The following is a 13,931-nucleotide window of genomic DNA, read 5'->3' on the forward strand; positions in this document are numbered from 1 at the left end:
CACACCTGCGTGCGTCCCAGTGGACAACTATCGGGCCAAAAATAGCACTTGCTATATTCAACGCATGGGCGATTCTCTGGAGCAGGTCGCGCGTCGCGTCGACGCCACGGTCGCGGACGCCCGGCGTGAACTCGTCGCCGCCATCCGAGCGGCATCACGTGCGGGCATGACTCAGGCGGAGATTGCCCGGCGCATCGGCCGGAGCCAACCGGAGGTCAACCGCCTCCTGCGCCTCCACGGCACCTCTGCGCGGTCTCGAACGGTGCGCGCAAACGCCGCCAGGATCAAGGCCCAACTGGCCGAAGTCGGAGGCCGCGATGTGCGCATCTTCGGCTCAACCGCGCGCGGAGACGACCACGCGGAGTCTGACGTTGACATCCTCTTCACGCCCACCACGACACTCAGCCTCATGCGGTTGTCCGCCGTGGAGCGAGCCCTATCGGATCTCATCGGAACCAGAGTCGACCTGGTTACCGAGGACTCGCTACGCGAAGACATCCGCGAGCGTGTACTGAATGAGGCGGTGCCTCTGTGACGCGGAGCATCGAGGAGCGTCTGAGCGGCGCCCTGATCCACCTCGACAAGGCGATCGAATACGGTGCGCGCCCAGCACTGGACGAGGTCACGATCGACGCGATCTCTCTGCGCATCTCCGCCAGCATCGAGTGCCTGCGTCAGCTGCCCGAGGAACGACGCATGGCGATGTTCGGCGATAGTTGGCACGACATGTGGGGCATGCGCAACCGCATCGCAGATCACCTCGCGAAACCGTAGGCCGCGCTCACACTTGCGCGCCAAGCGGATTGGACGTGTGCTCCGCTAGGAACTCAGTCGTCACATCCGCACGAGCCCGACGGCGTCTTTGCCTGCCAGCACGTCTCGCAGACGCCGTAGTCGCGCGGTTCCTCGTGCTTGCGCACGGGGGTGCGCGATCCCGCGCGTCCGCCGCCACGACCCACGGTCGGGTGGCTCACGCCCCACACCTGCGTGCCGGAGTCGAGGGTCACGCCCCACACGCGCTCGGGGCGGCCCGACGCCTCGCCGGCCTCCGCCTCGGTCGCGAAGTACTCCGTGTAGCCCTTGCAGATCTGCAGGGCGTGCAGGCCGTCCGCCCGGATGCCCTTGATGTAGCTCGACTTGACGTCGAAGCCGAGGAGGTCGATCCGCGAAGCGATATCCCTCACCATCGGACGGTTCTCGTGGGCGATGTTGAACTGCTCCATCGCCTCATCGAGCGTGATCAAGGGGGTATCGGTCATAGGGCTAAGAGTCGCACGTTCCGCGTCAGCCCAACACCACCCGAACGTCCCAATCGGTCAGCTCAAGCGCGGAGCCTGCGGCAATCTCCTTGCCCGTGACGGCATCGGACACCGCGAACGGCACCGTCACGGTCGCCTCACCCCAGCCCCAGTGGTTCAGGAACCAGGCGCGACGGCCGTCGGCCAGCGTCGACGAGGTCGCGCGCACGCTCTCGGGCAACCCGTCCCAAACACCTGCCACCGGCGCGGGCGCCGCCCACCCCATCAGCGCCGCGGCCGTCACCTGGTCCGCCACCGTGCCGGCGACCGTGATGCGCCCCTCTCCGACGGGCATGGTCGTGATGGCGGCATAGCCGGCGAGGTGCGGGTGGTCGTAGCGCGCGAGCACCTCGGCACCCTCGGGGCGCAGGTACTCGGCCCATTGGGTCGCGGCGCCCTCGACGCCAGACAGCGGCCCGCCGTCGGCCACCAGCCCCACCGGCGAGGCCAGCGACTGGAACTCCTGGTAACTCACGCCCGCGAGCGTCGCGAGGCGTGCGGGCTTCACATCTGTACGGGCCCGAGCCTCCTCGTCTCCGTACGCCGAGCGCGGACCCAAGACAAGGTGACCACCCGCCTGGGCGTAGTCGGCGAAAAACTGGAGTGTGGCATCGGCCGCCGTGAAGTCAGCCGCCACGACGAGGACGGGACGCGCCGCCGCAAAGGCGGCCGCGTCGCCAAAGAGCGCCTGCTCCCCCACCAGCTGATCGGGGCGCACCAGGTTGACCTGCAGCCCGGCGTCGAAGGCTGCGCGGTAGAACGGCAGCGCGAGCTGGCGGTAGGCGTCCGGGTTGGTGCCCATGCGGTCCTCTCCCTGCGGCTGGCCCAGGGTGTACGCCGATAGCGCCCATTTGGCGTCGGACGAGTACAGGAAGGCGACGTCGGCATCGGGCGTCGCGCCGGCGAAGAGGTCGCCGACGGCCTCGAAGTCCGCGCCGATCTGGGCGACCTCGGAGTGGATGCGGCCGGGCTCGCCATCGTGCGGGATGAGGCCGATCCAGTAGGTCTCGGCGCCATAGTGCAGCGTGTGCCAGTGCCAGTACTCGATGGCCTGCGCGCCGCGCGAGACGAGCGCCCACGCGACCTGGCGCAGCTGCCCGTCGTAGGGCGGAATGTTGTACGCCGACTGGCCGATGCCGCCCGCGTTCGTCTCCGTCACCCAGAATCCGGCCTGCTTGGAGCTATACGCGAGGTCCGCGAGCTCGTAGAGGCCCCACGTGCCATTGGCGACCCAATCAGTGCTGAGCTCGGCGTCGCTGGGGTAGGCCAGGCCCTCCTGGCTCAAGTAGTAGACGTTGCAGCTGGCGACGTCGAGGGCCTTCGAGAGCGAGGCGTCCTGGACGGCGGCCTGCTCGTAGGAGATGCAGGTGGTGACGAAGGGGGCGGCCGATGCCGTGGCTGGGTTTTCGCTCACAATCTCGCGGACCAGGTCTGCCTGCCAGGCGATGTAGTCGTCGACCAGGCTCGCCTGGAAGCGGCGCCACGCGAGGTGGTACTGCGGCTGGAAGTTCGTCTCGGGCCGCCATAGTTCGTCCCAGCCGGTCAGGCGGTGGGACCAGTAGACGAGGCCCCATTCGGTGTTGAGGGTGTCGACGTCGCCGTAACGGGCCCGAAGCCATTCCTTGAACTGCGCGAAGATCGCGTCGTTGTAGAGGATGCGCAGGCCGGGCTCATTGTCGACCTGGTAGCCGACGATGCTCGGGTGGCCCGCGTACCGGCTCACTACCTCTCGGATCACACGCTCCGCGTGCTCGCGGAAGGCGGGGTGGGTGAAGTCCATCTCCTGGCGGGCGCCCCAGCCGATGTCTTTGCCGTCGGCGTCGGTGCCGACGATCTCGGGATGCTTCTGCGCGAGCCAAATGGGGATCGCGTAGGTGGGCGTGCCGAGGATGACGGCGATGCCGTGCGCGTGGGCGGCGTCGAGGACGGGCTCGAGCCAGTCGAGGTCGAACTCGCCGTCGCGCGGCTCCCAGGTGGACCACACGGACTCGCCCACGCGGATGAGGGTGAGGCCGGCGTCGCGCATCTGGCGCATGTCGCGCGCGAGGGTGTCCTGATCAGGGGTCTCGCCCAGGTGCGGGTACTCGTAGTAGTAGGCGGCGCCGAGGTGGAGACGAGACGACTGTGTCATGGCTCGAATTCTGCCAGGTGGTCGGGAAGGGTGGCACCTCCGGCAAGGATGTCGGTGCTACGAGTTACGTTCTCGGCGTGAGCGATGTCTACATCTACGCCGATGAGTATGGCGACCTGGATTTCTCAGGCAACCCCGACGCAGCCCGCTACTTCGGCGTCGGTACCGCAACCTTCCGCGGGCGCCATGGCGATCAAATGGCCGACGGCTTTGAGCTCCGCTGCTCGCTTGAGGCTCGCGGCGTGGACATGCCACGCGGTTTCCATGCCCAGCAGGACTCTCGCCGGACTCGACATGAGGTGTTCTCGCTTCTCGCCGAGCACGCACCTCGGTTCGACACCACGTTCCTTGCCAAATCTCAAACGCAGGCACACTTGCGGCGCAGTTCGAAGACCTATCTCTACAAACTCGCCCTGTATCTCCATCTCAAGTGGCTAGTCCCGGCGGTCGCCCCTGCAGAGGGAACTGTCTACATCATTCTTGGATCGCTCCAAACCGCAGGCAAACGCGACGCAGTGAGGGCGGCGATTCGCGACGTGTGTACACAAATCGACCTGCCACTTGCGACAGTCGTCCCGTGCATCTGGGACGCACCCAGTTCGTGGGGGATTCAGGCGGCCGATTACGGGCTGTGGGCCGTCCAGCGTGACCTTGAACGCGCCGACTCGACGTGGCTGGATGCCTACGTCCGCCCCACGCTTGAGTCTCGGTTCCTGCCCTGGGGCACTGCCGCACCACTCGGAACGTAAAGCGACCGGCTATCCCGCTTTCGCGGGAAGAGGCCCCCTGGGCCCCTTGTCACCGGTCTGGAACCAGCGTAACCCCGAGGCCCGACATCGTCGAGGGTCGGTCGTGAATTCACAAGGCCACCACAGCATCGGCCCTACTCGAGATCCCCCAGATCCACGCCCAGATCGATCTCGCCGGGCGCACTCATCCCGCTCGGCAGCGACGGGCGTTCAGCGCGGCCCTGCACGTGCACGATCTCCTCGGCAAGCCGCTCCGGCACCGTCGCGAGGAAGTACGCGTCCTCCGCGGTGAGCCCGCCCATGCCTCCCACCCAGGCGCGCATGGGCGTGTGCACCACCGAGCGCGTGATCGCGAGGCGGTCGCGCGCCCGCGTGAGCGCCACGTAGAGCACGCGGCGCTCCTCCTCCACCTCGGCCTCGTCGCCCAGCGAGCGCGGCGACGGGTAGGTCCCCGCCGAGGCCCCTGCGACGAACGCCCAGTCGCGCTCTAGGCCCTTCGCCGAGTGCACCGTCGACACGATCACGTGGTCACTCTCGCCCTGCTCCGGCGTCAGCTCGGAGGCGAACACGGGCGACAGGATGTACTCCTCGATGAACTCCAGGATGCTCCTGCGCGTGGCCGCGAGCCTCTCCACGTGCGCCAAGTCCCGCGCGCGGGCGTCCCAGTTTTCGTTGCGGTACTTGTGCGCGAGGATCGGCTGCAGCATCGCCGCCGCGCGGCCCACGGCGTCGCCCACGCGCTGCGCGGCCTCCTCGATCGCGTCGAGACCGTCTCGCAGCCAACTGGGCATACCTTTGAGGGCCGATGCCCGCGCCTCCCTGGTGCTCGCCCCACCATCGCGCGCGGTGAGGAACGCGTCGAAGGCCCGGGCGGCCGTCACGTCGCCCACGCGCGGGATGAGGGTCAAGAGCCTCAGCCACGCCACCTCGTCGTCGGGGTTCGCGACCACCCGCAGCGCGGAGAGCACGTCGCGCACGTGTGCCGACTCCAGCAGCTTCACGCCGCCGAAGAACACGTAGGGGATGTCGTTCTCGACCAGCCGCGCCTCGATCGCGCGGCCCGAATAGTTGGAGCGCACCAGGATGAGATGCGTGGACCACGGCAGCTCGTCGGCGCAGGCACGGATCATTTCGGAGACGATCCAGCCGGCTTCATCGGCAGGCGTCTCAAACGAATGCAGCTCGGGCTTCGCTCCCCTGCCCCGCACGGCACGCAGGCGCTTCTGATAGTCGAGCGGCGACTCGGCGAGCAGCCAGTTCGCAAGGTCCAGAATCTCCTGCGTGGAGCGGTAGTTGTCCTCGAGCCGCAGCACCCGTGCGCCGGGTACGCGATCGCCAAAGCTGTGAATCGACTCGAAGTCCGCGCCGCGGAAGCCGTAGATCGACTGCGCGTCGTCGCCCACGCAATAGAACCGGGTGTGCGGCACCAAGGGATCGATGATCTGCCACTGCAGCGGATTGGTGTCCTGCATCTCGTCGATGAGGACCTCGTCGTAGTGGCCGCCCACCCAGGCCGCGACGGCATCGTCCCTCAACCTCGCGGCGAAGACGCGCAGGATGTCGTCGTAGGTGAGGTAGCGACGCTCCTTCTTGCGCTCCTCGAACGCGCGCACGGCTGCGCCGACGGCCTTGGCGTCGATGGCGTCGTCGGGGAACTCCATCCGGATCGCCTCGGCGAGCGTGCGCCGGGTGTTGAGGGCGAAGGACAGCACGTCGAGGATCTGCGTGGCCTTCAGCCCCTCGACGCGTGTGCCGCGGCCCAGCACGCCGCGCATCACCTGCGTGGTGTCGTCCTGGTCCAGCACGCTCCAGCCGTCGTATCCGAACACGTCGGGGCTGGTGCGCACCTCCCTCATGGCCCACGCGTGGAAGGTCATGGCGGCCACGGAGCCGGCGCGCTGCGACGAGTCCACCTGCACGCGCGAGCGAATCTCCGCGGCAGCGCGGCGCGTAAACGTCAGGGCGAGGATACGCTCGGGCGGCGTCCCGTTCCGGATCAGGTGCCGGATGCGGGCGACGATGGTGGTGGTCTTGCCCGTGCCGGCACCGGCGAGGATCAGGTTGTGGCTCGCCCCGGTCTCGACGGCCGCCGCCTGGGCAGCGTTCAGTCCGTCCGTGTCAGCCATGCGCACCACTGTAGGCGGCACGTGTGACACCGCCAGCCCCACTCCGGTGGCGCGTTCACCGCATCGGAGGATCCTGTCTGTAGCGGCAGGTGTGCCGCACCAAGGAGACGGTCCCCATGACCCTTGCACCCACACCTCAGTCCACCGCCGACGACTGGACGGAGCACGTGTTCTCCGCCGCGCTCGGCGCGATCGACATCCTCGCGATCCACCTGGGTGACCGCCTGGGCTGGTACCGCGCGCTCGTCGATGCGGGACCTCTCACCGCAGAGCAGCTCGCCGAGCGCACCGACACCCACCCCCGCTACGCGCGCGAGTGGCTCGAGCAACAGACGACGTCTGGCTACCTCGAGGCGTCCGAGGGCGACCCGATGACGTTCTCGCTCCCGCCCGGCGCCGCCGAGGCCCTTACGGACGAGCGCTCCCTCGCCTACATCTCGCCGCTCGCGCGCATGCTCGTGGGTGCCGCGACCCAGATGCCGGCCCTCCTCGACGCCTACCGCACCGGACGCGGCGTGAGCTGGGATCAGATCGGGGACGACGCTCGCTGGTCGCAGGCCGATATGAACCGCCCCTGGTTCGAGCAGATGCTCGCCGAGGCCATCGCGGGCGTCGCCGAGGTCCACGACGTGCTGTCGCGTCCCGGCGCGCGCATCGCCGACGTCGCGTGCGGGGCGGGCTGGTCGTCGATCGCGCTCGCCGACGCCTACCCGCAGGCGAACATCGTCGGCATCGACATCGACCAGCCCTCAATCGAGGCAGCGCGCACCAACGCCGCGGAGGCCGACGTCGGCCACCGCGTCTCGTTCCTCACCGGCGACGCCGCCGAGCTCGACGGCGTCTTCATCTTCGAGGCGCTTCACGACATGCCCCGGCCCGTCGAGGTCCTGCAAGCGATCAAGGCGGCGGTCAAGCCCGACGGCGTGTGCGTCGTCATGGACGAGGGCGTGGGCGACTCCGTCACCGTCGGCGACGACGTCGAGCGCCTCATGTACGGCTTCAGCCTCTTCGTGTGCCTGCCGGATGGCATGTCGTCGCAGCCCTCGGCCGGCACCGGCACGGTGATGCGACCGTCGACCCTCGCCCACTACGCCAAGGACGCGGGCTTCTCCGACACGTCAGTTCTTCCCATCGAGGACTTCTCGTTCTTCCGTTTCTACCGACTCCACCTGTGAGGCACCACTAGCATCGGAGCAGTCCCCCTCACCGAGGAGTTCACATGGCAACGACGCCATCTGTATCCCGCGCGCGCAAGCGCGCCTGGTCCGGCCGCGGCCGGGTGGTCGTCATCACGGGGGGTGGCGGGGGCATCGGCTCAGCGTTTGCTCGGTTGGTCGCCGCGCGCGGCGCGCGCGTGGTCTTGGTGGATTTACGTCCGGATGCGGCCGATGCCGTGGCGGCTTCTCTTCCCGGCTCCGGACACGCGGTGCTCACCGGCGACCTCACCTCACGCGGCAACGTCGAGGGGATCATGGAGGCGATCTCCGCGGAGTACGGCCGCATCGACGTACTGGTGAATTGCATGGGCATGACGAGCGCCGAGCGGTTCGACGAGCGCGACGTGGACTCGATCGACTACGAGCTGCGCGTGAACCTCAACGCCCCGCTGATGTTCACGCGGTTGGCGATCCCGCTGCTGCGGCAGTCCACCGACGCTCGCGTGATCACGGTCGTGTCGCTCGGGGCCATCTTCCCCTTGGGCGAGACGCCCATCTACACGGCATCGAAGTACGGTCTACGAGGGGCGATGCTGTCGATCGCGCTCGACCTCGCCCCCAAGGGCATCCGGGTGTCGTCGGTGCTGCCGTCCGCGACGGACACGCGCATGCTGCGTCAGGAGGCGCTCGACGGCGGCAACGCGTTCCAGTTCCAGGACCCGCCGCAATCACCGTCGCACGTGGCCACATGCATGGTGGGCCTGCTGGATAAGCCGCGGCTCGAGGCCTACCCCAAACGCGGTGAATCGTGGCTGGTGCGCGCCGCGCTTCTGTACCCCAACCTGCTGCCGCGAATCATGCCGCTGTTTCGCGGGCGCGGCGAGCGCGGACAGGCTCGCTACCTCAAGCAACTGCGCGAGCGCGGACTGGTCACAACGGAAGGTGAGCTGGTCGAGTAGCCGGCCACGGCACAGGCCGCCCGCAGGCGTCTGCGCCCACATGGGACGCCCACCGTCGCCCTGACGGAATCTGTGCGCCGTATGGGACAGCCACCGCTGCGGAATGCGCGGGACCTCCCCACTGTTGAGATGTGGTTCCCCTGTGACGAAAGGCAGTACCTATGCACGCCCTCATTCAGCACCAGTTCGGCGACCCGACCACGGTCCTCGCGACCGAGGAGGTCGAGACCCCCGAGCCCGGCCCCGGCCAGGCACGCGTCCGCCTGCTGCTGTCCCCCATTCACAATCACGACCTGTGGACCGTCACCGGCAACTACGGCTTCAAGCCCGAGATGCCCGCGCGCGCCGGCACTGAGGCGGTGGGTGTGGTCGAGGCCGTCGGCTCCGATGTCGCGCACCTGCAGGTGGGACAGCGCGTGGCGTCGGCCGGCACGTTCGGGGTGTGGGCCGAGGAGTTCGTGGCCGAGGCCGCGACGCTCATCCCCGTTCCGGACTCGATCCCCGACGAGGTCGCGGCGCAGCTGGTGTCCATGCCGTTCTCGGCGATCTCGCTTCTCGACTCCTTGAACCTCGCCGAGGGCGACTGGATGATCATCAACGCCGCGAACGGAGCGGTCGGTCGCCTGGTGGCGCAGCTCGCGCCCAAGCGCGGCATCAATGTGGTGGGCCTGGTGCGCCGCGCCGAGGGCGTGTCGGAACTCGAGGCGCTGGGCGTGACGGGCATCGTCGCGACCGACTCCGAGGGATGGCAGCAGCGGGTGGCGGAGATCACCGGCGGCGCGGACCTGAAGGTGGGCGTGGAGCAGGTGGGCGGTCAGGCCGCCGGCGACATGCTGGACCTGCTGGCCGAGAACGGCGAGCTCGTGGTGTTCGGAGCGATGGCGTCGCCGGAGCTGTCGCTGAAGTCGGGCCAGATCATCTTCAAGCAGGCGACCGTGCGCGGCTTCTGGGGCTCGAAGGTGTCGGCGACCATGGCGGCGGACGACCGTGCGCGCCTGATGCAGGAGCTGTTCGCGCGCATCTCGGACGGCACCATCTCGCTGCCGGTCGAGGCGACGTTTGGGCTCGCGGAGATCGCCGATGCGACCCGCGCCCATTTCACCCCCGGCCGGGCGGGCAAGGTGCTCTTGCGCCCGTGACGGTAGCTGTCCCATGGGGCGCACAGAACTCGCGAGAGCGACGGTGGGTGTCCCATGGGAGACGGCGGGCGTGACGCACCGCCGCACCCAGGCCCGCGCAGGCCTGCCCCAGCACGATGGTGGGGGCAGGCCGCGCGGGTCTTATGCGTTGACGGAGACGGGTTCGAGCAGGTCGTCGCCGGTGGTTTCGTCAGCGGCGTGGCCTACGTCACCAGACGGACCGGCGGTCTCACGAGTGAGGCCAAAGGCCGCCGTCGCGACCACGCTTGCGACCAGCATGGTGATGGCCAGCGGGACGGCGGTGCCCTCGCCACCAAGCCCCACCAACGGCGCCACCAGGCCTGCGAGAGCGAACTGGAGGAAGCCGAGCACGGCAGAGGCGGCACCACCGGCGTCGGGCACGGCGTCCATCGCCATCGCGGTCACCGTGCCGAAGACGAAGCCCAGCGAGCCGACGGCCACGAGGATCGGGGCGATCAGCCACAGCGCGGGAGCGCCGGCAACCACGAGCGCGACCAGGGCGAGGATCCCGACCAGGTTGCCCGTGAGGCCCCAGCGAGCCACGCGACGCACACCCAGGCGTCCCGCGAGCTTCATCGCCGCGGCGCTGACGATCATCAGCACCAGGGCGTTGATCCCGAACAGCACGCCGTACGCCACCGTGCCGAGGCCCATGAGGCCCTGGTACAGGAAGGGCGACGCGGAGATGTAGGCCATCATCGTGGCAAACGCGAAGGCGAACGCGACCGTGGCGCCCACGTACTGGCGCGAGGCGAGCTCGCGCATGCCTGCCCGCATGGAAGACGCCTGCGAGGCGGCACGAGCGGCTCGCGGGTGCGTCTCGGGCACCGCGATGAGCACCGCGATCAGCGAGACCACTCCCAGTCCGGCCACGATCCAGAGCAACCCGCGCCAGCCGAGCGACTCGGCCAAGAGGCTGCCGGCCACGGGCGCGACCACCGGCGCGGCGCCGCCCACGATCATGAGCGCGGAGAAGGCCGTGGCGGCCTCCTTGCCATGGGCGAGGTCGGCGATGACCGTGCGGCCGATGACCATCCCGGCCGCGCCGCTGAGGCCCTGCACCACACGGGCGGCGATGAGCAGACCCACGGTGGGCGCGAGCGCGGCGGCCGCCGAGGACAGCACGAAGATCACCACACCGGCGACCAGAGGGCCGCGCCGGCCCCAGCGGTCGGACAGCGGCCCGAAGACCAGCTGCCCCACGCCCGCGCCGATGAGGAATGCGGTGAGCGAGAGCTGCACTTGCGCCGTCGAGGCGTCGAGCTGCTCGGCCATGCTCGGGAAGGCCGGCAGGTACAGGTCGGTCGCGAACGGGGCGGCGGCGGCCAGGAGGCCGGCCGTGACGATCAAGGCGGTGGTGATGCGCGGCGCGCGCACGCGAGCTCCAGCCGAGGCGGGGACAGTCATCAGACTCCTTTTACTTATGGATTCATACATATATTACAATATGCGAAACCCCGCGAAAGGACCGCAACGTTGCCGACCCGCGCCGACCACCTCGCCGACATCGCCACGGCGGCCATCTCCGTCGCCCGCAAGATCCAGGGCGAGCCCTTCAAGGACCCGGCGATCATTCCGCTGGTGCACCTGGACCGGATCGTGCTGCGCCACATCCACCGCTACCCGGGCATCCGCCTCTCCGACCTGGCCGCGGAGCTGGGCCTGCAGCCCTCGAACGCCTCGACCGCGATCAGGTCGCTGACGGGCAAGGGCATGGTGCGCAAGGACTCCGACCCCGCCGACCGCCGCGCCGTCCGGCTGTATGCGACGGACGCCGGCGAGGAGAGCACCGCGCGGGTGCGCCACGAGTGGGCCGAGCTCCTCGAGCCACTCGTCGAGTCCGACGCCGATGCGGCGCGGCTCGCCGAGCTCCTGGTGAGCCTCGACGACGCCCTCAACCGTCACGTCGGGTCGCACGGCGCCCTGGGACGCGACCGGACCGAGGACGGAAGTTAGAGGCGCTCCGCCTCACGCGCGGCGCCCTCGTCCTCGTCGTCATCCGACACGCGCGGGATGGCGTGCGTGAACTGGCTCGCGCGCTCCTCGGCCTCCGCGGAGCCCGAGAACAGGCCGCCCTCCCCTGCCGTCTCCGCCTTGCGGCGCCGTCCAGTCGCGGGAGCCTGCTCGGTGAGGAGCACACGCTGGGTGGGGGCCGCATCAGGTAGCACGGACTGGATCCACAGCACCATGGCCTCGCGGACGTAGCAGCGTAGATCGAACAGCGTGGGGGCATCGGCCGCCGTAGCGAGGATGCGCACCCGCACGTAGCCGCCCGTGGCCTCGGTGACCTGCAGCACCGACGCACGGCCGTCGTAGAGCGGGGTTTCCTCGAGGATCTTGTCGAGGTGCTCGCGCATCTTCTGGGGCGAGACCCGCCAGTCGAGGTCGAGCTCGACGGACCCCAAGAGTTCCGACCCATGCCGGGTCCAGTTTTGGTACGGCGTGGTCGTGAAGTACGTGCACGGCAGCACCAGGCGGCGGTCGTCCCAGAGGTCGAGCACCACGTAGCTCAGCGTGATCTCGCCGACCTTGCCCCACTCCCCCTCGGCGACAATGACGTCGTCCACACGCAGGGCGTCGCTAAAGACCAGCTGGATGCCAGCGAACATGTTGGCCAGCACGGACTGGGCCGCGAGGCCGGCGACGATCGACGCGATACCCGCGGATGCCAGGACCGACGCCCCGATCGCCCGCACCGAATCGAAGGTGAGCAGCGCCGCCCCCACGCCGACCACCACGATCAGCGCGATCGCGAGGCGGCGCATGATGAGCGTCTGGGTATGCAGCTTGCGGGCCAGGCGGTTGTCTCGCATGTCGATGGGGTTGCGCGCGAGCGCCTGGTCGGTACCGACCTGCACGAAGGCGATGAGGAGCCACGCCAGTGCGCCGATCGCGGCGATGGACAGGACACGCGAGATGGCGGGGAGCCAATCGGACTCGGGGACCGCGGCGTGCACGCCCGCCCACGCACCCAGCAGCACCATCAGCAGCCAGAACGGGTTGCGGGCCTTCGTCATCAGATCGCCGGCCCACGATTTGCGGCGCGCCACGAGCCGCACGGCGATCTCCACCGCGAGGGCGATGAGGATCGCGAAGCCCACCGCTATGCCTGCCGCAATACCGTGATTCAGCCAGTCCTCGAACATAGGTCTCCCCAGAGATCGCACCGTTGATTGGTCTTGCGAACGCTGCCGAAGGGTGAAAGTGTTCCCCGCCAGTTGACGGTTACCCGGCTTGCCCGCTTGCCACCCACGGATCACTCACCCGAACGCCCGAGCCCGCAAAGTCCTGGGTGTTGCGCATCACGACGGCAAGTCCGTGCGTGAGCGCAGTCGCGGCGATCATGGCGACCGGCCATGGTCGCGCATCGGGAACCATGAGGGTCGCCGCGCGCCGTTGAATGTCGGAGTCGATAGGCAACACCCTGCCGTCGAACGCCGGGATGACCGCGCGCTCGAGCCACTCACGGAGGACCCGGCCCGCCGCCGGATCCCGTCGCTCGCGGCGCATCACACCGAGCCCAATCTCGCCCAGGCACATGACCGACGTGTACATCTCGCTCCGCGGCCGAGCGTTGACCCCTGCCGCCACGGCCTCCTCCCGAATGCCGTCCCGCTTACGCAGTTCCGAAATGACGTTGGTGTCGACGAGATACATCAGAGATCACTCGCGCGGACCTCGACGCTGCGCGCTGGAAGCTCGAGGTCCAGATCGTCGTCCGCGGTGAGAAGTTCCGCGAAGCCCATCCCGCCAGCGGAGCGAGCCACGCAGTCGCGATAACCCATCAGCACAAAAGCGGGAGTGCCACGATCCGTGATGACGACGGGCCCCTCCTCGGCTGACCGCTTGACCGCCGACACATCGCGGTTGAAGTCACGCGCACTTACACTCTTCACGGCAGACCTCTCCACATGTAGGTACGTACCTACAGGGCAGGGGAAGTTCGCGGGGAGAGCCAGGGCTCGCCTCGCGGGTCCGACCTATGACGTCAGGCCGCGCCCCGTCACCTCGCGGTCGCCCAGCGGTTCATCCAGCTCGAAGGTGACCACGCACTCGTCCTGGCTGGCGTTGGTCGGCACGAACGGAGGCGGCCCGACGGCAATGATGTCGATCTCGACGGCGGCGTCGGTCTCGCTGGCGTGAGTGCGCAGCACCGTGTCGCATGAGCCTGCCGGGGCGTAGGTCACCGTCAGCTCGTTGCCCTCGCTGGTGTAGCTCACGATCCACGCACGTTCAATCATGGACGTCCCGAGCCATGCGACCAGCGCCCCGACAATCACGCTCGTCAGCGCGATCCCGACACCGACGCCCCACCGCCGACGCACCCCCGTGGTCTCCATGGGATCAACCT

Annotated in this window: 15 protein-coding genes; 7 read left to right on the forward strand and 8 right to left on the reverse strand. The window is 68.7% G+C overall.

What is annotated here, in order from left to right; translation table 11 throughout:
• Positions 1 to 64 precede the first annotated feature (64 nt).
• Positions 65 to 535, forward strand: coding sequence for a nucleotidyltransferase domain-containing protein (locus B7K20_RS12065; protein ID WP_084102776.1), 471 nt, complete (start codon positions 65 to 67; stop codon positions 533 to 535).
• Positions 532 to 774, forward strand: coding sequence for a hypothetical protein (locus tag B7K20_RS12070; RefSeq protein ID WP_084102777.1), 243 nt, complete (start codon positions 532 to 534; stop codon positions 772 to 774). The genes B7K20_RS12065 and B7K20_RS12070 overlap by 4 nt, the downstream gene beginning before the upstream one ends.
• A gap of 53 nt (positions 775 to 827) precedes the next feature.
• Here the strand turns inward: B7K20_RS12070 and B7K20_RS13115 are convergent, their stop codons facing one another.
• Entirely contained in the window at positions 828 to 1,259 is a 432-nt protein-coding gene (locus B7K20_RS13115; protein ID WP_084102778.1) for a hypothetical protein, read from the reverse strand.
• Between the two features lie 25 nt (positions 1,260 to 1,284).
• Positions 1,285 to 3,429: a beta-galactosidase gene (locus B7K20_RS12080; RefSeq protein ID WP_084102779.1), complete on the reverse strand. Its 2,145-nt coding sequence runs from the start codon at positions 3,427 to 3,429 to the stop codon at positions 1,285 to 1,287.
• Positions 3,430 to 3,506: 77 nt separating this feature from the next.
• Between B7K20_RS12080 and B7K20_RS12085 the strand changes: the two genes are divergently transcribed.
• Entirely contained in the window at positions 3,507 to 4,178 is a 672-nt protein-coding gene (locus B7K20_RS12085; protein ID WP_084102780.1) for a DUF3800 domain-containing protein, read from the forward strand.
• A gap of 134 nt (positions 4,179 to 4,312) precedes the next feature.
• Here the strand turns inward: B7K20_RS12085 and B7K20_RS12090 are convergent, their stop codons facing one another.
• Positions 4,313 to 6,304: an ATP-dependent helicase gene (locus B7K20_RS12090; protein ID WP_084102781.1), complete on the reverse strand. Its 1,992-nt coding sequence runs from the start codon at positions 6,302 to 6,304 to the stop codon at positions 4,313 to 4,315.
• A 116-nt stretch (positions 6,305 to 6,420) separates the two neighbouring features.
• Here B7K20_RS12090 and B7K20_RS12095 point away from each other — a divergent pair, with 116 nt between their 5' ends.
• From B7K20_RS12095 to B7K20_RS12105, 3 genes are all read left to right on the forward strand, one after another.
• Entirely contained in the window at positions 6,421 to 7,479 is a 1,059-nt protein-coding gene (locus B7K20_RS12095) for a class I SAM-dependent methyltransferase (protein ID WP_084102782.1), read from the forward strand.
• Positions 7,480 to 7,523: 44 nt separating this feature from the next.
• Entirely contained in the window at positions 7,524 to 8,420 is an 897-nt protein-coding gene (locus B7K20_RS12100; RefSeq protein WP_084102783.1) for an SDR family oxidoreductase, read from the forward strand.
• Between the two features lie 161 nt (positions 8,421 to 8,581).
• Positions 8,582 to 9,559, forward strand: coding sequence for a zinc-binding dehydrogenase (locus B7K20_RS12105; protein ID WP_084102784.1), 978 nt, complete (start codon positions 8,582 to 8,584; stop codon positions 9,557 to 9,559).
• Positions 9,560 to 9,700: 141 nt separating this feature from the next.
• Here B7K20_RS12105 and B7K20_RS12110 read toward each other — a convergent pair whose 3' ends face one another.
• The gene (locus tag B7K20_RS12110) at positions 9,701 to 10,987 is read right to left on the reverse strand and encodes a multidrug effflux MFS transporter (protein WP_144018675.1); all 1,287 of its coding nucleotides are present in this window, start codon (positions 10,985 to 10,987) and stop codon (positions 9,701 to 9,703) included.
• Positions 10,988 to 11,056: 69 nt separating this feature from the next.
• Between B7K20_RS12110 and B7K20_RS12115 the strand changes: the two genes are divergently transcribed.
• Positions 11,057 to 11,536 (forward strand): MarR family winged helix-turn-helix transcriptional regulator, encoded by a 480-nt coding sequence (locus tag B7K20_RS12115; RefSeq protein ID WP_159449411.1) that lies wholly within the window; start codon positions 11,057 to 11,059, stop codon positions 11,534 to 11,536.
• On the opposite strand, the gene B7K20_RS12120 is transcribed toward B7K20_RS12115, so the two are convergent.
• The 4 genes from B7K20_RS12120 to B7K20_RS12135 form a co-directional block, all read right to left on the reverse strand.
• Positions 11,533 to 12,726 carry a mechanosensitive ion channel family protein gene (locus B7K20_RS12120; protein WP_084102787.1) on the reverse strand — a complete coding sequence of 398 codons (1,194 nt, stop codon included), beginning with the start codon at positions 12,724 to 12,726 and terminating at the stop codon, positions 11,533 to 11,535. The two genes, B7K20_RS12115 and B7K20_RS12120, sit on opposite strands and share 4 nt — an antisense overlap.
• Before the next feature lie 79 nt (positions 12,727 to 12,805).
• On the reverse strand, positions 12,806 to 13,237 hold the full coding sequence (locus tag B7K20_RS12125; RefSeq protein WP_084102788.1) for a type II toxin-antitoxin system VapC family toxin: 432 nt from the start codon (positions 13,235 to 13,237) through the stop codon (positions 12,806 to 12,808).
• The gene (locus B7K20_RS12130; protein WP_371327888.1) at positions 13,237 to 13,491 is read right to left on the reverse strand and encodes a type II toxin-antitoxin system prevent-host-death family antitoxin; all 255 of its coding nucleotides are present in this window, start codon (positions 13,489 to 13,491) and stop codon (positions 13,237 to 13,239) included. The genes B7K20_RS12125 and B7K20_RS12130 overlap by 1 nt, the downstream gene beginning before the upstream one ends.
• A 69-nt stretch (positions 13,492 to 13,560) precedes the next feature.
• Positions 13,561 to 13,920, reverse strand: a complete 360-nt coding sequence (locus B7K20_RS12135; RefSeq protein WP_084102790.1) for a hypothetical protein — start codon at positions 13,918 to 13,920, stop codon at positions 13,561 to 13,563.
• Positions 13,921 to 13,931 lie beyond the last annotated feature (11 nt).

This window comes from Demequina sp. NBRC 110051 (genome assembly GCF_002090055.1).
GTDB lineage: Bacteria > Actinomycetota > Actinomycetes > Actinomycetales > Demequinaceae > Demequina.